This is a genomic window from Streptomyces sp. NBC_00078 (genome assembly GCF_026343335.1).
GTDB lineage: Bacteria > Actinomycetota > Actinomycetes > Streptomycetales > Streptomycetaceae > Streptomyces.
Genome location: NZ_JAPELX010000001.1, coordinates 7,107,210 through 7,125,466 on the forward strand (window position 1 = coordinate 7,107,210; position 18,257 = coordinate 7,125,466).

18 protein-coding genes and 3 pseudogenes are annotated in these 18,257 nt (G+C 68.6%); 12 read left to right on the plus strand and 9 right to left on the minus strand.

Annotated elements, in window-relative coordinates; all coding sequences use genetic code 11:
• Positions 1–22 precede the first annotated feature (22 nt).
• Complete coding sequence (locus OOK07_RS33240; protein WP_266685503.1) at positions 23–496, plus strand: DUF6299 family protein; 474 nt, start codon at positions 23–25, stop codon at positions 494–496.
• 216 nt (positions 497–712) lie between these two features.
• The gene (locus OOK07_RS33245) at positions 713–1,438 is read left to right on the plus strand and encodes a glycoside hydrolase family 16 protein (protein WP_266800134.1); all 726 of its coding nucleotides are present in this window, start codon (positions 713–715) and stop codon (positions 1,436–1,438) included.
• A gap of 680 nt (positions 1,439–2,118) precedes the next feature.
• Here OOK07_RS33245 and OOK07_RS33250 read toward each other — a convergent pair.
• Positions 2,119–2,754: an NADPH-dependent F420 reductase gene (locus OOK07_RS33250; protein ID WP_266800136.1), complete on the minus strand. Its 636-nt coding sequence runs from the start codon at positions 2,752–2,754 to the stop codon at positions 2,119–2,121.
• Between the two features lie 33 nt (positions 2,755–2,787).
• Positions 2,788–3,522 carry an SDR family NAD(P)-dependent oxidoreductase gene (locus OOK07_RS33255; RefSeq protein ID WP_266800137.1) on the minus strand — a complete coding sequence of 245 codons (735 nt, stop codon included), beginning with the start codon at positions 3,520–3,522 and terminating at the stop codon, positions 2,788–2,790.
• Between the two features lie 144 nt (positions 3,523–3,666).
• On the opposite strand from OOK07_RS33255, the gene OOK07_RS33260 reads away from it, so the two are divergent.
• Positions 3,667–4,278 (plus strand): TetR/AcrR family transcriptional regulator, encoded by a 612-nt coding sequence (locus tag OOK07_RS33260; RefSeq protein WP_266685509.1) that lies wholly within the window; start codon positions 3,667–3,669, stop codon positions 4,276–4,278.
• A 437-nt stretch (positions 4,279–4,715) separates the two neighbouring features.
• Positions 4,716–5,174 (plus strand): hypothetical protein, encoded by a 459-nt coding sequence (locus OOK07_RS33265; RefSeq protein ID WP_266685510.1) that lies wholly within the window; start codon positions 4,716–4,718, stop codon positions 5,172–5,174.
• A 419-nt stretch (positions 5,175–5,593) separates the two neighbouring features.
• Here the strand turns inward: OOK07_RS33265 and OOK07_RS43780 are convergent.
• Positions 5,594–5,677 (minus strand): annotated as a pseudogene (locus OOK07_RS43780) (type II toxin-antitoxin system prevent-host-death family antitoxin); the annotation flags it as partial.
• Between the two features lie 183 nt (positions 5,678–5,860).
• Here OOK07_RS43780 and OOK07_RS33270 point away from each other — a divergent pair.
• Positions 5,861–7,690, plus strand: a complete 1,830-nt coding sequence (locus OOK07_RS33270) for a serine/threonine-protein kinase (protein ID WP_266800140.1) — start codon at positions 5,861–5,863, stop codon at positions 7,688–7,690.
• A 106-nt stretch (positions 7,691–7,796) separates the two neighbouring features.
• Positions 7,797–8,150 (plus strand): protein kinase domain-containing protein, encoded by a 354-nt coding sequence (locus OOK07_RS33275; protein ID WP_266800141.1) that lies wholly within the window; start codon positions 7,797–7,799, stop codon positions 8,148–8,150.
• Positions 8,151–8,168: 18 nt separating this feature from the next.
• On the opposite strand, the gene OOK07_RS33280 is transcribed toward OOK07_RS33275, so the two are convergent.
• On the minus strand, positions 8,169–8,672 hold the full coding sequence (locus OOK07_RS33280) for a hypothetical protein (RefSeq protein ID WP_266800143.1): 504 nt from the start codon (positions 8,670–8,672) through the stop codon (positions 8,169–8,171).
• Positions 8,673–10,206: 1,534 nt separating this feature from the next.
• Here OOK07_RS33280 and OOK07_RS33285 point away from each other — a divergent pair.
• The 6 genes and pseudogenes from OOK07_RS33285 to OOK07_RS33310 form a co-directional block, all read left to right on the plus strand.
• A pseudogene (locus tag OOK07_RS33285) lies at positions 10,207–10,356 on the plus strand (helix-turn-helix domain-containing protein); the annotation flags it as partial.
• A gap of 64 nt (positions 10,357–10,420) precedes the next feature.
• A complete protein-coding gene (locus OOK07_RS43785; RefSeq protein WP_406312750.1) occupies positions 10,421–10,558 on the plus strand; it encodes a Mu transposase domain-containing protein in 138 nt (45 codons plus the stop codon).
• Positions 10,555–10,788 (plus strand): hypothetical protein, encoded by a 234-nt coding sequence (locus tag OOK07_RS33295; protein ID WP_266800145.1) that lies wholly within the window; start codon positions 10,555–10,557, stop codon positions 10,786–10,788. The genes OOK07_RS43785 and OOK07_RS33295 overlap by 4 nt, the downstream gene beginning before the upstream one ends.
• 114 nt (positions 10,789–10,902) lie before the next feature.
• The gene (istB, locus tag OOK07_RS33300) at positions 10,903–11,613 is read left to right on the plus strand and encodes an IS21-like element helper ATPase IstB (RefSeq protein ID WP_323183046.1); all 711 of its coding nucleotides are present in this window, start codon (positions 10,903–10,905) and stop codon (positions 11,611–11,613) included.
• 128 nt (positions 11,614–11,741) lie between these two features.
• Entirely contained in the window at positions 11,742–11,912 is a 171-nt protein-coding gene (locus tag OOK07_RS33305) for a hypothetical protein (RefSeq protein ID WP_266800146.1), read from the plus strand.
• A 93-nt stretch (positions 11,913–12,005) separates the two neighbouring features.
• Complete coding sequence (locus OOK07_RS33310) at positions 12,006–12,161, plus strand: hypothetical protein (RefSeq protein WP_266800148.1); 156 nt, start codon at positions 12,006–12,008, stop codon at positions 12,159–12,161.
• Between the two features lie 98 nt (positions 12,162–12,259).
• Here OOK07_RS33310 and OOK07_RS33315 read toward each other — a convergent pair.
• The 5 genes and pseudogenes from OOK07_RS33315 to OOK07_RS33335 all read right to left on the minus strand — a co-directional run bounded on the left by OOK07_RS33315 (position 12,260) and on the right by OOK07_RS33335 (position 18,252).
• Positions 12,260–12,928: pseudogene (locus tag OOK07_RS33315) on the minus strand (nucleotidyl transferase AbiEii/AbiGii toxin family protein).
• Between the two features lie 5 nt (positions 12,929–12,933).
• On the minus strand, positions 12,934–13,326 hold the full coding sequence (locus tag OOK07_RS33320; protein ID WP_266800149.1) for a hypothetical protein: 393 nt from the start codon (positions 13,324–13,326) through the stop codon (positions 12,934–12,936).
• A 1,194-nt stretch (positions 13,327–14,520) separates the two neighbouring features.
• A complete protein-coding gene (relB, locus tag OOK07_RS33325) occupies positions 14,521–16,050 on the minus strand; it encodes a type II toxin-antitoxin system RelB family anti-toxin (protein ID WP_266685518.1) in 1,530 nt (509 codons plus the stop codon).
• A 64-nt stretch (positions 16,051–16,114) separates the two neighbouring features.
• Positions 16,115–16,312, minus strand: a complete 198-nt coding sequence (locus tag OOK07_RS33330; protein ID WP_266685519.1) for a DUF4236 domain-containing protein — start codon at positions 16,310–16,312, stop codon at positions 16,115–16,117.
• A gap of 641 nt (positions 16,313–16,953) precedes the next feature.
• Positions 16,954–18,252, minus strand: a complete 1,299-nt coding sequence (locus OOK07_RS33335) for a cytochrome P450 (RefSeq protein WP_266800152.1) — start codon at positions 18,250–18,252, stop codon at positions 16,954–16,956.
• Between the last annotated feature and the right edge of the window lie 5 nt (positions 18,253–18,257).

Sequence of the window (18,257 nt, forward strand, 5' to 3'; positions counted from 1 at the left end):
GCCCCACCTACAGGAGGTTCCCATGTCCAAGCGCCCCGCCCTGGCCCTCGCCGCCGGTGCCGCGCTGTTCCTGCTCGCCGCTCCCGCCGTCCCGGCGGCCGCGGCCCCGCACACCACGGCCGCCGATCTGCAGGAGTCGGTGACCGTCGACCCGAAGGGCCGCATCGCGGAGGACGGCACCATCACCCTCACCGGCACCTACCGCTGCGTCGGCAGCACGGGCCCGGCCTTCGTCAGCTCCTCCGTGCTCCAGAGCACCTCGGAGTCCTCCGCCAGCCCGAGCTCCACGACCGTGATCCAGGGGATCGGCGGCACCATGGCCGTGTGCGACGGCGTGAAACACCGGTGGGAGAACACCAGCAAGCCCTCGCCGGCCATCGGCCCGGGCACGGTGGGTGTCGAGGCCACGGTCACCGAACTCCGCTTCCACGGCATCCTGCCGCTGCCCCACTTCCACGCCGAACAGCGGCACGAAGTCACCCTGACCAAGGACTGACCGCCGCCCCGTCGCGCCGCCGTACCGGACCGGTCGGCGGCGCGCGGCATGTGGGGCCACGCCGCCCGCGGCCAGGGATGTCTTCAACTTCCCAATCCAGCAAACGGCCCGTGCCGCGCATCTTGTCAAACATTGAACGGACTTCTAAAGTCCGGCGATACAGGGAGCGTGGGACCGCTCCCGCGCCCCCCACGTCATCCGAGCAATGGAATCGCGATGTCATCTGCACTCCTCAGGCCGGGACGCCTGATAGTCGCCGCCCTGGCGGCGCTGTCACTCCTTCTGCTGGGGCAGCCGCAAGCCCACGCGGCGTCCTGGGGAAGCCCCCGAACGGTCAACTCGTGGAACACCATCAACGGACGGTGGACCGCCAACAACGAGCTGGAGACCTACACCCCCGACTGCGTCTGGTACGAGGGCGGCACCCTCGTCATCAAGACCCACAAGTCGGGCGGCACGTACTACTCCGGCCGCGTGGAGTCCAAGGCCCTCTACGGCTACGGCACTTACAGCTTCACCGCGAACATGCCCAACGGCCAGGGCCTCCTGCCTGCGGTATGGGCGGCCTACCTGAATCCGTGGCTGCCCGAGTTCGACGCCGCCGAAATCGTCGGCCAGAACCCGAACACCGTCTACCAGACCTCGCACGACGCCAACAACGCCCAGAACCAGTTCTCGAAGACGAACTCCGCGGGCTGGACCAACGCGTACCACACGTACTCGTTCACCTGGTGGCCCGATCACATCGACTTCGCGGTGGACGGCACCATCACCGGCACCAAGTGGTACACCACCGCCCCGGGCGTCGGGATGCGCTTCATCGTCAACACGGCCGTCGGCGGCGACTGGCCGGGCAACCCCAACGACTCGACATGGGCCACACCGGACGGCGCGAGGTACCTGAAGGTCTCCTCGATCACGTACACCCCGTACGTTCCGTAGGAAGTTCCGCTTCAGCGGCTGCCTTGGAGGCACCCGCCCACAAGGCAGCCCCGGGGCGATCGGCGACCCAGATGTCCCGGAAGAGACCAGCGGACGCGGTGACCTGCCGTGATGGAGAGCCGCGAGGCGCTGAACTGCGAGAACAGCCTTTCGGCTGTTTTCGCTGGAGACCGCTTCGACCGACACCCAGTGCCTCGGCTACGACTGGGCCCAGCGCCTGAAGGCGGCCTGGACGGCCACGGATGACTGCGGGGCCACCCCTGTGCCCGGATCGTCGACCACGGTGGGCGGTCCGTCACCGTACTGGCAGACCTGGAGTTACGACGCCACGGGCGCCCGCTCCCCACCTCCGACCCCAGCGGCGCCTGCGCGCAGGCCGACTGCGACACCCGCAACTGCCCCTACTGCCTCAACCGCACACCCACCGACACCGGCCCCCACTCGCCGGCCCTGACCGACCACGCCGGCTCGGGCAGCACCGTCAACAACACCAAGGCGTACGCCAAGCAGCACAAGGCCAGCATCAGCAACAGTGCATCCGACACCCGGGCGCAGGAGCGCGCCCTGGAACGTCAGAAAGCCACCGCAGATGCGTCAGTCGCCGCCGCCAAGAAACAGGCATCAGGCTTCAGACACCGGCTGCTCAGCCTGGTCGCGGACGTCATCGGCCTCACCGACGCCTACGACTGCTTCACCAAGGTGAGTTCGGTGATGCTGAGGGCGAAGTCCAAGTTCCCCACTCCGTGGTTGGCGAGGCCTACCGTGACCACGCCCGCTCCTTCCAGCCAGTGCGCCATCTTCAGGCCGCCGACGTCCAGCGGGCGCAGCCCGAGGCTCTCGACGAACGCCTCCACACTTGACTTGGCCTGCGCATTGTCGCCCGCGATGAAGACGTCGGGCCGGCCCTTCTCCAGGACATGACGGAAGATGGTGTTGAACGCCTTCACCACGCTGGCGCCGACCGGGGCGGCCTTGGCGGCTTCCTGCGCGATCGAGGTCTCCTCGCGGTGGGCCAGCCCGTCGAACGTGGAGTTGAAGGGGTTGCTGATGTCGACGATGATCTTGCCCGCGAGTGCGTCTCCGTACTGGGCGATGGCCGGCACGACACCGTCGTACAACAAGGCCACGATGACGATGTCCCCGGCCGGGGTGGCGCCCCATTCTCCGGTCGTGGCGCCGTCGCCGAGAGCCTCGGCCAGGTCAGCGGCCTTGGACTGGTCCCGGCCCGTGATCTCGACGGTGTTGCCGCCCGCTATCGCCCGCGCGCCGATGGTGCGGGCCATGTTCCCGGCGCCGATGATGCTGATGTTGCTCATGAGATGTCCTGCCCTGGGTGTGGGTGGTCCGGTTCAGATGGCAGTGGTGCCGCCGTCGGCGACGAGTTCCATGCCGTTGACGTAGCTGGAGTCGTCAGAGGCGAGGAAGAGGGCGGCGGTGGCAATTTCGTCGGGCCTGCCCATCTGGCCGCGGGGGATGAGGGACTCGAACTGGCGCTTGGTGGCCTCGTCGAAGAGCTCTTCCTGCTTCGCGGTGGCGACCTGGCCGGGGGTCAGGACGTTGACGCGGATGCGGCGGTCCTTGAGCTCGTTGAGCCAGATACGGGCCCAGGCCTGCTGGACGGCCTTGCTGCCGGCGTAGACGCTCCAGCCGGGGAAGGCGCCGAGGGAGGCGTTGGAGCCGGTCATGAGGATGGAGCCGCCGTCATTGAAGAGCGGAAGGGCCTTCTGGACGGTGAACAGGGTGCCGCGGGCGTTGAGCCCGAACCAGGTGTCGAACTGGGCCTCGGTGATCTCGCCGAGCGGGGCGGGCTCGCCCCCGCCTGCGCTGGCCCACAACACATCGATGCTGCCCTTCTCCCGCTTGACGGTGTCGTACAGGCGGTCCAGGTCGTCCAGGTCGGCAGCGTCGCCCTGCACGCCGGTGACGTTGCGGCCGATCTGCTTCACGGCCTCGTCCAGGGCGTCCTGGCGGCGGCCGGTGATGAAGACGTGCGCTCCCTCTTCAACGAACAGCTTCGCGCCGGCCAGCGCCATGCCGCTGGTGCCGCCGGTGATGACCGCGACCTTGCCGTCGAGCTTTCCCATAGTCGTTCCCTTGGGTCGATGGTGCCGTGCGCATCTGAGATGACGGTGTTATGTACACCGTCCTGTGTATGTACCGTACGGGGCGGCCGGGCTCGGCGCAAACTATGTACACCGGTCGTTACCCTGTCGGGGTAGCATGGGGTCATGACGGAGTTGGAGAAGGGCCCCACGGGCCGCCGCCGCGGCCGGGGCGCCCGCGAACGCATCCTCAGTGCGTCCCAGCACCTGTTCCGCGAGCAGGGCATCAACCGCACCGGCATGGACCAGCTCTGCGCGGCGGCCGAGGTGTCCAAGCGCACGGCCTACCAGCACTTCAGCGGCAAGGACGAACTCGTCGCCGAGTACCTGCGCCGGTTCGACCCCTCCGTTCTGTCCGGCGTGTTCGACCGCACCGACCTCACGCCCCGCGAACGGCTCCTCGCCGCCTTCGACATCGCCCCCACCACTCCCCTGTGCCCCTACATCGCCGCCGCCGTCGAACTCCACGACCCCCAGCACCCCGCGTCCCGGTACGCACGCGACTACAAGAAAGCCGTCGCCGTGCGGCTCGCCGACACCGCCCGCGAGGCCGGCGCCGCCGACCCCGAACAGCTCGGCGAGCAGCTCGCGTTGCTCATCGACGGCGCTGCGGCCCGCAGCCGGGTCCTCAACGCCGACGCCTTCCCCGCCGCCGCCGCCGTCGCCGCCGTCCTCATCGACAACGCCATTCCCTCCACAACCGGCGATGACCAGCGACAGGAGGAAGCGGCAAGTTAACGTGGTACCTCGCGGCCGGGCTGGACGCGCTGCCGGCGGTGGTGCGCGGCACCAGCCGCCCCGGCAACTGACTCGGACTTCCCGGCCTTTGCGGGACCGGCCGCCCGCTTGCCGAAGCCTGCAGCTCCCGATCAGTGGCCACACTGAAAATGCTCAGTGAGCTGAAGCCCTGCCATGCGCGTCCTGACGGGGCTTCAGTGTGGGGGTGACGGCAGTAGTTGACGGCAACGTCAGCGGGCGAAGGCAGGGCAGGGTGGCAGCGACGCCGATGTCGGCATTGGCCGAGGGCTTCTTTGATTACGACGACGCGTTGCTCCAGGAGCAGGGTGTCTGTCGAGTGCCGGAAGCAGGACGTTCGTCTGCCGGGACCCCTCCCGGACCCCGTTGCCTAATCTCCGCCCATGACAGCTCCACGCAGATGGATCTTGGCTGTGGCCGTGGCCGCAGCACTGTTGACGGCGGGCTGTTCCCGTTCCCCGGACACCGCGCCGCCGAGATCCCTCCCGGCCTCGTCCAGCCCACCGCCCAGCGCGTCGACCGCACGCCCGAGCGCCACGGCAACCTCGGCCTTCTGCCTTGATCTGTCGACCTTCCAGGTCGGCGTCATCGCCTACAGAAGCGAAGTGGGTGCGGCGATTGAGGGGCAGCCGCTGGACTTCAAAGGGCTGCGGAGGAAGGCCGCCTTGATCGCCGACATCGGTGAACGGATGCGGTCGAGCGCGCCGCCGGACATCGCCGAAGAGTTCCGTACGGTGCTCAAGGCGATCGATACCTCGGCGAGCAATCTGAAATCGGACGCGGAGGCGCGTGATGTTCTGGATCCCGTGTACGGCGAGCGCAACCGCCCCGCCTTCGACGCGGTGGACCACTACGACTGCGGCGCCGAAGGCGGGTAACCCTTGTTGGCAGCGCGGCGCGGGTCGTACGACTAGCCAGCTTCAGCGGTTGGGCGTTCCGGTCTGCGGGCGGCAGATGGGACTCGTAGGACACCGGTGACTCCCCTCAAAGCTCGCTCGAGGCGTTCAGCACGGGCGGCCGGCAGGCCGGTCACCTCCAGCACCCAGCGGCGGACCGTGCTGGCGGAGACGCTGTTGCCGCCATCGCCACTTGATCTTCTTGGGGTGGGTGCGGATCAGGTGGGTGATGAACCGTCCGGTCGGCATCTTGTGCGGCCGGCCCCGCTCGGCCAGCCGGTTCCGCCGACTCCTCATCGGCCTGCGCGTTCAACTGGATGAGCACCCGCTCCGCGCAGGCGATTTCCTCCCGCCGAGCGGTGATGCTCCAGTACCTCATCCAGGACCGCTCCTCCCAGAAGTGCAGGCGAGCGCAGCAGGTACGAGCCCTCGCGCGGTGCCGCGCAGTCCTCGGCCGGGACGAGCACGGCGTTGGCATGGGGTGAACCGACGTCCGTCACCGCTTCCTGCCGGGGGGTGGTTCGGGAGGGCTCCCGAGCGGGTCGGGTGAACATGAGGCCGCCGACCGCCTGAAGTCCGATTCCGGTGGCCGGCCGGGAGTTCAGGACAGTCGGGCGGTCTCAAGTGCGCGGTGCGCTCGCCGCCCGGTCGAGGGGGGGAGAACACTGGTGGCAGGGGAGCGGGAACGCGTCATCGCCGGTCGGTACCGGCTGCGGCAACGGCTGGGTTCCGGCGGCAGCGGAAGCGTCTGGCTGGCCGAGGACGAGGAGCTCCGGGCGCAGGTCGCGGTCAAGGAGATCGACGTACCGCACGAGTCGGAGGGCGTCATCGACGACCCCGTCAGCCGCGGACGCAAGGAGGCACTGAGGGCGGCGCAACTGCGCGAGCACCCGAACGTGATCACGGTGTACGACGTGGTGGAGGCCGAGGACCGCCCGTGGATCGTGATGGAGTACCTGCCGGGGACGCGGGACCTGCACGCCGTGGTGAGGAAGCACGGCCCGCTGTCGAGCGACGAGGTGGCGCGGATCGGGGCGGCCGCCCTCGACGGGCTCTCGGCCGGACACCGGCTCGGCATCATCCACCGGGACGTGAAGCCCGCCAACCTGCTGCTGGCACCGGACCATTCGGGTGCCGCCGACCGCCGGGTGCTGCTCACCGACTACGGCATCTCCCTGCGGCCCCGCGAGACCCGGATCACCCAGAGCGGCATGGTGGTCGGCACCCCGGGCTATGTGGCGCCCGAGCGGCTCTCCGGCGGCGAGGCGACTCCCGCGTCCGACCTGTTCTCGCTCGGCGTCACGCTCTACTTCGCCGTCGAGGGCACCGCCCCCTTCGAGCGGGACACGCTCGATGCGACCCTCATGGCGGCACTGGCCACGGATCCCTCCGCACCGCAGCGGGCGAGCGCCCCGCTCAGCCGCGTGATCATGGGTCTGCTGGCGAAGGACCCGCTGGACCGTACGCAGGCGGCCGAGGCGGGCGAACTGCTCGCCGAGGCCACGCAGGCCGAGTCCCCTGCCGTCGGCGCGGGACCCGCCGAGTCCCCGGCGACCGCGACGGACCCCCGCCACCCCACGCCTTTCGAGGGACACCCCCTCACCCCTACCGGGCCCACGTCGCAGGACACCCGCAAGGCACCCGGCCGGCGTACGCCCGTGCTGCTCGCGCTGGTTGCGATGCTGGTCGGGGGAGGCGGGTTCGCGCTGGGTGCCGCCACGTTCCGGGAGACGGGGGACGGGGCGGCGGGCCTGGAGACCAGAGCCAAGGCCGTCGCGACTCCGTCCCCGAAGGTGACCCGCAGCACCTACCCGTACGGCCGGCAGACGGGGCTGCGCGAGGGGCTCGCGCCGGGACAGTGCGTCGACGCCGACTGGAAGGACGGGCAGTACGAGGGGCGACCCGGCCTGAAACTCATCGACTGCTACGACGACGATCCCGAGGGCCAGGTCATCGCGACCGTGGCGGCGGGCGGCGCCGTACAGAGCGAGTGCACCCGGCGCACCGCGGAGCTGCGCAAGACCATGGCCGACCCGGTGCTGTACGTCCTGACCCCCGAGCCAGGGCAGAGCGAGCCACCGGCCGCGGCCTGCCTCCTCTTCCTCCGGCACGCCACCCTCGGCGGCCCACTCGGCGACTTCCGCAAGTTCGGCGACGAGGTCTACATCTCGCAGCTGGGTCCGGGAGACTGCATCAACACCGAGAAGGACAAGGACGGCACGTACACGAAGACCCTGGTGAGCTGCGAGAAACCGCACGACGAGCAGATGGTCGGCTGGGCCCGGGCGTCGGGCGACGGCTCGGCGGGCAGCGTGGACATGGCGGGGCTCTGCGAAGAGAAGTACGGCGTCAACTGGGCGCGCGGCCAGGGACACGAGATGTCGGGCTGGTACTCCACCGACGAGGAGTGGGACGACGGGTTCCGCTACGCGCTGTGCAGCGTGGAGCGGGAGAACGGTAAGCAACTTCCGGGAGGGGTGCTGAAACCGGCGTACTGACCCGCACGCCGGCTCAGGGACCGGGGTACATGGCGGGCGGCCGGGACGGCGGAGATGAGCGACGACGGGCCTGCTGGCGCCGGACGGTTCAGGACCGCATGGACTGGTGGTACTCACCGACTACGGGATAGCCCGGCACATGGCGGGCGGTCCCTCCCACACCCAGGTGCGACAGGTCATCGGCACGCCCGGCTATCTCGCCCCGGAGCAGCTGTACGGCTCTGCCGCCACACCGGCGTCCGACCTGTTCGCCCTGGGCGCCACCATGTACGTTGCGGTCGAGGGAACCGGCCCGTTCGCCGAGGTCGTTGGCCGCGCAGCCACCGCCGTGCCCCGGCCGCCCCGCCTGGCGGGTACGCGCCTCGGCGGCCTGCTCACCCGCCTCCTGGCCACCTCACCGCTGCACCGCCCGGGGCACGGTGAGGTGATGAACGACCTGCGCGAGGCGGCCGAGCGGTAGCCCGGGGAGCCGAACGGGTCAGTCCTTGGGGAAGAACTCCAGCACCGCCGTACCCTCGTGCAGGGACTTCACGCGGAAGCCGAGCTCGTTCAGGCCGCCGGTGCCGCCCTCGCCGACGGACGTGCTCAGGAACATGCCGGAGCCCGAGGACTGGAGCACCACGGCGTCGTCCGTGATCTGCGTGATCCGCAGATCGCTGACGCCGAGCCGACCGTCGATCTTGATCGTCATCGGCTTCGACACGGCGATCTCGCAGCGTCCGTCGAAGCAGGCGCCGGCATCGGTGCCGTCGGCCGTGGCCGATCCGCTCGTGGGGGAGATCGTGGGTGACACCGAGGCCGGCGGCTGCACGGACTCCGGCGGCGCGCCCGCATCGCTCGCCCTCGACGACGTACGCGAGGTCGACGGCTCCGCCCCCTCCCCGGAGCCGTCGTCCCGGCCGCCGTTCCCTCCACAGCCGGAGAGAACCGCCATCAGAGCCAGCGCCACGGCGGCGCCCGTTCGACCTCTGCCAGTGGTCATGGGTCAACCTCTCAACTCGTACGCCTGCCTGCGCTGTTGAGCCCCGGCGAGGGGGCCTGCCTTTTATACGGGCGTGTTGTGGGGAGGGGTCCCGTCGCGGGCGCGGGAACCTGGTGGGTGCCCGCGGGCGCGCCACACCGCCGTCCTCCTGCACAGCGCGCCAACACGATCGACCCGTGCCTGGCCGCAATCGCCCGGCGATCTGCCGCAAACCCTCCGCCCGAGCGCGTGGAAGCGGACACGGGACAGCGGCCGGGCCCTTCGCCTGGTGGACGGCGGGCCCGATCGCCGGCTACTTCCTGCGATTCCAGAAGTTCTCCCACCACTTCACGCGATCCGACGAACTGCGCGGCATCACGGCACGGACCAGCCCAGTCAGAAGGGCGAGCGTCAGCAGACCGACAACGGCCTGCCATGGAGTGTCGGGTGGCAGGAAGCCGACCCCAGACATTTTGGATCTCCAAGGTACTCCCGAACCTGAACAGCGACTGCACTGCTCGAAGCCCCTCCCCAGGGGCGTACACGGGCGGTTCAGGCAGCCAATGTGACAAGGGGAGTGCCCGGGGGTCGCGGTGCGCGCGGGACCGAGGGTGCAGCGAGTCGAAGCACCCCACAGGGGCCGATTCGGTGACCGACATCTCGCAGCTGATGCCATCGCCGTCAACATCACACAGCTCATCAAGACGTGCAGCCACGAGGAACTGGAGAGCCGCGACCCGCGCCTCCTCGGCGGCGATTTCCTCCGTCGAAGGCAGTGCGTCGAAGCGTGACGAGAGGGCGACGAGCCCAGCCGGCGCCGCGGGTGGGACACCCCACACGATCCCGTCATTTACGAGCGGAGCAGTGATCGAGGGTAGACGCGTGGCCTCCTCGACAGAGGCAAGCAGACGCCGAGTCAGCTCGGCGGAGTCGTAGGACTCCCGCGCTTCCCTGGCGAACTTAAGGGCCCGATCCAGGAGCAGAGCATGATGGATCAGCCAGGCCAGGGTCATCGACTTGCCTGAGCCGGTTGTATGCCAGACGATGCCCTGCGACTCCGGCCTCCTCCTCCGCGCGGCGACGGGAGAACTCCCCTCAGGCACGTCGGAGCGCCAGTACCGCTTGAGTTCGACCATCAAAAGACGATCGTGGTCCCGCAGGATGCAGTCCGGCTCGAAATGGTCCGGTCCAGCGGGTGCACGGGTTGGCCGCACACGTCCGAAGGCATCGCGGTGAACCGCGCTATCTTCTGCTGCTCGATCGAAGACGCCGACAGACACACTGGCTGGGCAGTCCGAATGGACGTGGGTCGCCGACAGAGATCGGTGGGATGACGAAGGGGGGCCGGCGGTGGTCTCGACGGAGGACGTCCGTGGCCCGTCCCGCCATGGCGCGCAGCGTGCTGACATTGCCAAGCGTCTGGCCGCGTTGACGGGCTGACGTCGGCCGTGTCTCGCCGTCGCTCGAATCCTGACCCTCTGACGGCGGATCAAAAGTGACCCACTTGGTGATCTTCGCCTGAACCTGATCTTGATCTGAGGTCAGGAGGGAGAGGGTGATCTGCGTGGAGGACTGGGCAGAGATTCGCAGGCTGCACCGGGCCGAGCAGATGCCGATCCGGGCGATCGCGCGGCATCTGGGCATCTCGAAGAACACGGTCAAGCGAGCACTGGCGAGTGACCGGCCGCCGAAGTCCCATCGAGCGGTGGGATGCCGACCGGGCCGGGATGCTCGCCCTGCCGCCCGTCGACCCGCCCGCCTGGTGGCGGATGCAGACCCGGATCGGGCGTGACCACTACGTCCGCGTCGACACCAACGACTACTCCGTGCACCCCGACGCGATCGGCCGCACTGTCACCGTGCTGACCGACAACGCGAGGTCATCGCGCTGGCGTCCGGCGGCGTGATCGTCGCCCGGCACCCCCGCTGCTGGGCCCGCCACCAGACCATCACTGATCCCGACCACGCCAAGGCGGGCAAGACGATGCGCGGGCAGCTGCACCATCAGCAGGCCGTCCGCCGGGCCGCGACCCAGGATGCCTCCGGCCCGCTCGTCGAGGTCGAGCAACGAGAGCTGGGCTCCTATGACCGGCTGTTCACCGTCATCGAAGGCGGCGGCGACAGGGAGGCCGGCTGATGCCCCGCACCACCGCTGCCCCGGCCGAAAGCACCCCAGCGGGCCGCAGGACCGGCTCCCAGACGGCTGCCGACCTCGCCTTCCTGGCTCGCGCGATGAAGGGCCCCGGCTCTGCTGGACGCCGCAGACCGGCTCGCCGAACGCGCCCGCAAGGAGTCCTGGACCCATGCCGAATACCTGGTCGCCTGTCTCCAGCGCGAGGTCTCCGCCCGCGAATCACACGGCGGCGAGGCGAGAGTTCGGGCCGCCCGCTTCCCCGCGATCAAGACGATCGAGGAACTCGACGTCACCCATCTGCGCGGCGTGACGCGACAACAGCTCGCGCATCTGGGCACGTTGGACTTCATCGCCGGCAAGGAGAACGCCGTTTTTCTGGGACCGCCGGGCACCGGGAAGACACACCTGGCGATCGGGCTCGCGGTCCGCGCCTGTCAGGCCGGCCACCGCGTCGCCTTCGCCACCGCCGCCGAGTGGGTCGACCGCCTGGCCGCTGCCCACCACGCCGGACGGCTCCAGGGCGAGCTCACCAAGCTGAGCCGTTACCCGCTGATCGTGGTGGACGAGGTCGGCTACATCCCCTTCGAAGCCGAGGCCGCGAACCTGTTCTTCCAGCTCATATCGAACCGATACGAACGCGCGTCCGTGATCGTCACCAGCAACAAACCCTTCGGACGCTGGGGAGAGGTCTTCGGCGACGAGACCGTGGCCGCCGCCATGATCGACCGCCTCGTCCACCACGCCGAGGTCCACTCCCTCAAAGGCGACTCGTTCCGCATGCGAGGACGCGAACTCGGACGCATCCCCGCCACCACCGACAACGACTGAAACGACCAAGCCGAAGACACCCGGGTCAGATTTCAACCGACCAAATTGGGTCCAGGTTCAGCCGACGCCGACACCGTGAGGTTCTCCGACATGCAGGAGCACGGCCGCGTTCGGGCGGCAGGGCGGGGATGCGGTTCGACGAACTGCTCGACCGACCGACCGCAGCCCAGCGGCGCCGTCTGGTCGACGAGGGCCAGCAGAGGAAGGGGACGGGCGAGGCGATACGCGCCTTGCTGCTGCGGCTCCGGCCGGAACTTACCGAAGCGGTCAAACTGATCGAAGGGGCCATTGAGTCCTGAGACCTTGGCGACTCGCGGGCGGCACAGGAAGTAGCACTGCAACGCGACGCGACTCCGGCCGTCGCACGCATGGCCGGGATGCAGGCTTCACAGTTGGCGGAGTGGGACCCGCCTGCCGAGGAGCTGTACGACGACACGGTGCCCCCGCTGTTCCATATGGCGCGCGGAGGCCGCCATCCTGACGAGCTGCTCGACCTACCGGAGCCGCTTCTGCAGGGCCCTCCCGCCCGCTCCGGCATGCTGATATGAGGACGCCGAGCCGGACAGGGTGCTGCTGACGCCCACTCATGGAGGAGAGATAGGCCAGCTGGCCGTGACGTCCTGTCTGAGATCTCATCCGGACGTGATCAGTCGATGTCCGGATCATCGGTCTCTTCGAGGAGACGGGCCGCGAGGTTGTCGGCCCACTCCACGGCCCAAGCGCGGAGAGCAGTGATCGTGGCGTCATCGAGTCCGTAGGCGGCGAAGGCCTCGTCGTCGGTCCACTCGGCGCCCGTGAGGTTCGACTGCAGGTCCTCGCGCTCGAAGCGGCCGCGGGCGTGGCGGCGGCCGAACTCCTCGAGCTAGGCATTGGCCCAGCGGCGGGAGGCCGCGAACACGTCAATCAGGTCGCGGGGTGCTCCGTGGTCTGCGAGGGCGCGGACCTTGGTCCCGATCACGTCCTCCTCCGCGAGGACGGGCTCGTAGGGGCCTTGGGCGACCGGCCGCCAGAAGATCTCCTTGAGGATGTCGACCTCGCATTCCTGCCGGGTGGCGGGGTCGGACACGGTGAAGCGGGCGGACAGCGGCGCGGTCTCCAGTGCGTGCACTTTCCAGCCGCGGGCTTCCAGGCCGGCGCGGAGCGTGCCGGCGATGTCGGCCATGGGCGCCGGGCTCTCGGTGGCGACGTCGAGGTCCTGGCTGGGGCGGTTGACGAGGCGGTGTGCCCGCACGGCGTATCCACCGGTGAGAACCAGTGGATACGGGGAGCCGAGCGCGATCACATCCGCCAGGAGCCGCGTGTGCAGCTCCGGCATGTCCGTCACGCGGCTACCCGGGTGCCGGAGGCGAGCTGGGGGAAGGCGTCTTCCCATACGGCGCGCACGGTGCGGCCCACAAGGGTGCGCAGCACCGGCCACAGCTGGAGGAGCAGGTCCTGGTTGAGGTAGCGGGGCAGGTCGTCGTGCAGGCCCTCGTGCAGGACGGTGCGGTACAGGCCCATGCGCTGGCGCGGCTTGCCCAAGTCGTATGAGGTCATTCCGGACCAGGCCATGTGCAGCGGCAGATCCACGACACCGTGGGCCGGTCCGCGCAGCTCGTCCAGTGACTCCGGCAGACGGCGGCGGAACTTCTCCCGGTACAGCGCGAGGTCGTCGGCAACCGCGCTCGAGACGTCCCTCGGGGTGGGTGCGGGGTGCTGTGGGCTGGAGGGCATGACTCCATTATGGCGGCCGGAGACGTTGCGAGGGTCGTGATCTGCGAACCGACGTCCGGTGCGAGCGGGGGCGGATCACCCGGTGAGCTGGTTGCCCGCAGTCTGTACTTCAGCAGTCTGTCTTCCGTGAGCTGTGCTGACTTCTGGCAGTCCGCCGGGTGTGCTGGTCCTCCCGTCCTCGGAGGTCGTCCGTTCAGCGGGTTGATGCGTATGGCGGCAAGCATCTGTAGGACTTTCGAGAGGCGGGGCAGAGGGTCCGCTCGCCTTCGGTGGTTCGCACACCGTCAAACGCTGCGATGACGGCGTGAAGGAACGAGTCCAGCACCTCCGAAGTAAATCGGGAATGGCGTCCCGAGAGCGCCTTCCCGCCTGAGGCAGCGCTCAGGGGGGGGCTGTGGCGGTCTCTTCCCGACCAACATTCGCCCCTCTTTTCCCAGCGGTCACGGAACGCGCCGTCCGTGCCCCTCGAGCGCCCCCGTGCGCACTGAGCCGGTCGTTTCGCCTCCAACAAGCTGTGTCTGCGGTGATCCACCGTCCGCGTCCACAGCTTCGATGGGGACAAGATGCCGGAGGAGTGGATACGGGCGCTCGTGGCGGACTCGGATCCGAGTGCAGGGAGCGTCTGCGGGTCAGCGACACGGAGGCGTCCATCAGCCTGCCGGTGGCGAAGCTGGTGGAGACATTCGGGGCGCGCTGGAAGCTGAGTCCTCGCCTTCATCCTGAGTATTCCTTGCCCGAGGCCCGGGTGCGTCCGGATTACGCGGTGGAGACATCAGGGCGCATCACCGGCTTCCTCGAGCTGAAGGCCCCGGGGCACGACGTCACTCCCGACGGCTTCACAAAGCGGGACCGGGAGCAGTGGGCGCTGATGCGCCGGCTGCCGAACGTGCTGTACAGCAACGGTCACACCTGGTGCCTGTACCGAGGCGGTTCGCGGCCTCTGCGCACGGCTCGGCTCGAAGGCGATCTGTACCGGTCCGGCAGCCGGTTGCGTACCAGTGCAGCTGACGGAGCGGCGTTTCGGGATCTGCTGCGGGAATTTCTCGGGTGGCAGCCCCGACGCATCACCACTGTTGGCCAGTTGGTGTCGTCCGGCCAGAGGTCCCAGAAAAGTCCCAGAGGCGCCCACGGGTTCCCTCCTGACCCACATTTCTGCAGGTCAGGAGGGTTTCATGATACTTTTTCTTAGAACCTTCAGATGTCCCGGAAGATCTCGATCTGCGCCCCCACGGAGTTCAGCCGCTCGGCGAGGTCCTCGTAGCCGCGGTTGATGACGTAGACGTTGCGCAGCACGGACTTGCCGTCGGCCGCCATCATCGCCAGCAGGACGACCACGGCGGGCCGCAGCGCGGGCGGGCACATCATCTCGGCGGCACGCCAGCGGGTCGGGCCCTCGACCAGTACCCGGTGCGGGTCGAGGAGCTGGAGGCGTCCGCCGAGGCGGTTCAGGTCCGTCAGATAGATGGCACGGTTGTCGTAGACCCAGTCGTGGATCAGAGTCTTGCCCTGCGCGACGGCGGCGATGGCCGCGAAGAACGGGACGTTGTCGATGTTCAGGCCGGGGAAGGGCATCGGGTGGATCTTGTCGATCGGTGCCTCCAGCTTGGAGGGCCGCACGGTGAGGTCCACCAGCCGCGTACGCCCGTTGTCCGCGAAGTACTCCGGCGTACGGTCGTGGTCGAGCCCCATCTCCTCCAGGACCGCCAGCTCGATCTCCAGGAACTCGATCGGCACGCGACGCACGGTCAGCTCCGACTCCGTCACCACGGCGGCGGCCAGCAGGCTCATCGCCTCGACCGGGTCCTCGGAGGGGGAGTAGTCCACGTCCACGTCGATGTCCGGCACGCCGTGCACGGTGAGCGTCGTGGTGCCGATGCCCTCGACCCGTACGCCGAGCGTCTCCAGGAAGAAACACAGGTCCTGGACCATGTAGTTGGAGGACGCGTTGCGGATGACACTGACCCCGTCGGACCGGGCGGCGGCCAGCAGCGCGTTCTCGGTGACGGTGTCCCCGCGCTCGGTCAGCACGATCGGCCGGTCGGGCCGCACCGCCCGGTCCACCAGAGCGTGGTACTGCCCCTCGGTGGCGGTGATGTCGAGTCCGAACCGGCGCAGCGCGATCATGTGCGGCTCGATGGTCCGCGTGCCGAGGTCGCAACCACCGGCGTACGGCAGCTTGAAGCGGTCCATACGGTGCAGCAGCGGGCCGAAGAACATGATGATGGACCGCGTGCGTACGGCGGCGTCGGCGTCGATCGCCGCCATGTCCAGCTCGGCCGGCGGCACGATCTCCAGGTCGACGCCGTCGTTGATCCACCGTGCGCGCACACCGATGGAACTCAGCACCTCCAGAAGCCGGTAGACCTCCTCGATCCGTGCCACCCGGCGCAGCACCGTGCGCCCCTTGTTGAGAAGGGACGCACACAACAGCGCCACGCACGCGTTCTTGCTCGTCTTGACGTCGATGGCCCCGGACAGCCGACGGCCGCCGACCACCCGCAGATGCATCGGGCCCGCATAGCCCAGTGAGACGATTTCGCTCTCCAGGGCTTCACCGATTCGAGCGATCATCTCAAGGCTGATGTTTTGGTTGCCTCGCTCGATGCGGTTGACGGCGCTCTGGCTGGTGCCGAGCGCCTCCGCGAGCTGCGCCTGTGTCCAGCCCCGATGTTGCCGGGCGTCACGGATGAGCTTGCCGATGCGTACGAGGTAGTCGTCTGCCATGATGTTGAGGCTATCTCAGATATGAGATGTGGCCAGTCAGGAGAGCCGTTCGGGTGACGGCCCGTCAATGCCGCCTTGCGCTACGGGTGCGACGCCATCCGAAAGGTCCGGGCAAATCCATCGATGTCGTACGACGTCCCGTACTGCTGTGCGTGTGCCGCGGACCGTTCCTGCCGCCGGTGGTGAGGGACCAGGACCGCCGGTTGATGTTCAGGCGCACCCCCGGCAGGATCCGGAAGCTCTTGCGAAACGTGAGGGGCATCGTGCCTCCTTCGGGAAAGCGGGCTCACCCCTCGGTTACCCCGGCTTGGCGAAGTGATGGGCGAACTGCGGTCCGTGCGCCGCCCGTCGCTCAACCCGGTCTCGCGGTGGAGTCCAGGAAGGCCGGCTCCCTCCCCGCGCCGAGGCACCGGTCCGGCCGGATGATCGGCGGGTGGGCCAAGGGGGCCAAGTCGTGCCGGACGTCACAACGAGTGACCTGTCGCAGCGAAGGTTGAGTGATTCTCATCGAAGGTTGAGCGATCTTGCCGGACGCATATCGCATTATTCGGGGTCAATGCCGCTTCGACTCGAGGCCGGATTCGTGGTGGGCCTCGCCCGGGCCACCCCAGCGCAGGCCATCACTGCTGTAGTCGTGGCGTTGAGGAAGAGCATGAACGTCCACGACGCGTCGGCGGCGTCGATGCGGCCGATCCGCCTGTTGCCGAGACGTGAGGCGGGCGCTGGAGCCGGGCTTGGTCGCCCAGCTCACCGGGAGATGGAAGACCGGCAGAGCCCCGAACGGCAAGACCATTTGGTGCGACCATGCCCTTCCGAACGGCCGCGCTCAGAGTGTTGCCGCCGCAAACACACAGAGCTGTGGGCACCCAGCGGTCCGGGTGGCCACAGCTTGTGTACAGGCGGTCAGGCGAGGGTGACCTCGACCGGCAGTTTCTTGATGCCGTTGACGAAGTTGGAGCGGACCCGGGGGACGTCGCCGGCGAGGCGGATGCCGGCGAGGCGCGGGATCAGTTCCTCGAACATGATGCGGATCTCGGTGCGGGCGAGCAGGTTGCCCAGGCACAGGTGGGGGCCGCCCTTGCCGAAGGTGAGGTGGTCGTTGTCCTGGCGGGTGACGTCGAAGTCGTACGGGTTGCCGAAGACCTCTTCGTCGCGGTTGCCGGAGGCGTACCACATGACGACCTTGTCGCCCTCCTTCACCCGCTTGCCGCCGAGTTCGACGTCGCGTGTCGCGGTACGGCGGAAGTGGTAGACGGGCGTGGCCCAGCGCAGGAACTCCTCGACGGCGACCGGGATGAGAGAGGGGTCTTCCTGGAGCCTGGTCAGCTGCTCGGGGTGCTGGATGAGGGCCAGCATGGAGTGCGAGATGGTGTGCCGGGTGGTCTCGTTGCCGGCCACGACCAGCAGCAGGAAGTAGTTGTCGAAGTCCTGCGCGGAGAGCGGGACGCCGTCGCGCGGGGTCTCGTTGACGAGTCTGGAGATCAGGTCGGTGCCGGTGCCGCCCCGCCGCTGCCGGGCCAACTCCCGTCCGTACTCGAAGACCTCCATCGAGGCCGGGCTGCGGAAGGGCAGATCCTTGTACTGCTCGCTCTCCTCGCTGTGGAGGAGGACATCGGCGTAGTCGGGGTCCGTGTTGCCCATAATCCGGTTGCCCCAGTCGATGAGCTGCTGGTTGTCCTCCGGGGGGACGTCGAGGAGCCGGGCGAGGACGTTGATGGGGAAGTCGGCGGCGACGTCGGCGACGAAGTCGAACGTGCCCTTGGCGAGGGCCGTGTCCAGCGTCCTGGCGGTCAGGCCGCGCAGGAAGTCGGCGTACTCGTTGATGACGCCCTGGCCGAACTGACGCTGCAGCAGGCTGCGCATCGCGCGGTGGCGTACGCCGTCCAGTTCCAGGATGGAGGCGCGCTTCTTGATCTGGTCGTCGTCGAGTTCTTCGAGGTTGGCGAACTTCGTGGAGGTGAAGGTCTGCGGGTCGCGTCCCACGCGGGCGATGTCCTCGTGCCGGGTGACGGCCCAGAAGCCCTGGTTGGGCTCAGGCTCCGGTTGCCAGTGGACCGGGTCCTGGTGGCGCAGGGTGTGGAACATGCGCCAGGGGGTGACGCCGTCGAGGAACTTGTCGTTGTCGGCGAGGTCGACCTCGTCCAGCGGCATCGGGTCGCCGGGGGCGTGGTGGGTGTCGGTGGTGTTCAGGGTGCTCGTCATGGTGT

Coding starts and splice junctions, on each gene's coding strand:
- OOK07_RS33240 (WP_266685503.1), top strand. CDS start 23: ATGTCCAAGCGCCCCGCCCTGGCCCTCGCCGCCGGTGCCGCGCTGTTC.
- OOK07_RS33245 (WP_266800134.1), top strand. CDS start 713: ATGTCATCTGCACTCCTCAGGCCGGGACGCCTGATAGTCGCCGCCCTG.
- OOK07_RS33250 (WP_266800136.1), bottom strand. CDS start 2,754: ATGAGCAACATCAGCATCATCGGCGCCGGGAACATGGCCCGCACCATC.
- OOK07_RS33255 (WP_266800137.1), bottom strand. CDS start 3,522: ATGGGAAAGCTCGACGGCAAGGTCGCGGTCATCACCGGCGGCACCAGC.
- OOK07_RS33260 (WP_266685509.1), top strand. CDS start 3,667: ATGACGGAGTTGGAGAAGGGCCCCACGGGCCGCCGCCGCGGCCGGGGC.
- OOK07_RS33280 (WP_266800143.1), bottom strand. CDS start 8,672: ATGACCACTGGCAGAGGTCGAACGGGCGCCGCCGTGGCGCTGGCTCTG.
- OOK07_RS43785 (WP_406312750.1), top strand. CDS start 10,421: ATGCAGACCCGGATCGGGCGTGACCACTACGTCCGCGTCGACACCAAC.
- OOK07_RS33305 (WP_266800146.1), top strand. CDS start 11,742: ATGCGGTTCGACGAACTGCTCGACCGACCGACCGCAGCCCAGCGGCGC.
- OOK07_RS33320 (WP_266800149.1), bottom strand. CDS start 13,326: ATGCCCTCCAGCCCACAGCACCCCGCACCCACCCCGAGGGACGTCTCG.
- relB (WP_266685518.1), bottom strand. CDS start 16,050: ATGGCAGACGACTACCTCGTACGCATCGGCAAGCTCATCCGTGACGCC.
- OOK07_RS33330 (WP_266685519.1), bottom strand. CDS start 16,312: ATGCCCCTCACGTTTCGCAAGAGCTTCCGGATCCTGCCGGGGGTGCGC.
- OOK07_RS33335 (WP_266800152.1), bottom strand. CDS start 18,252: ATGACGAGCACCCTGAACACCACCGACACCCACCACGCCCCCGGCGAC.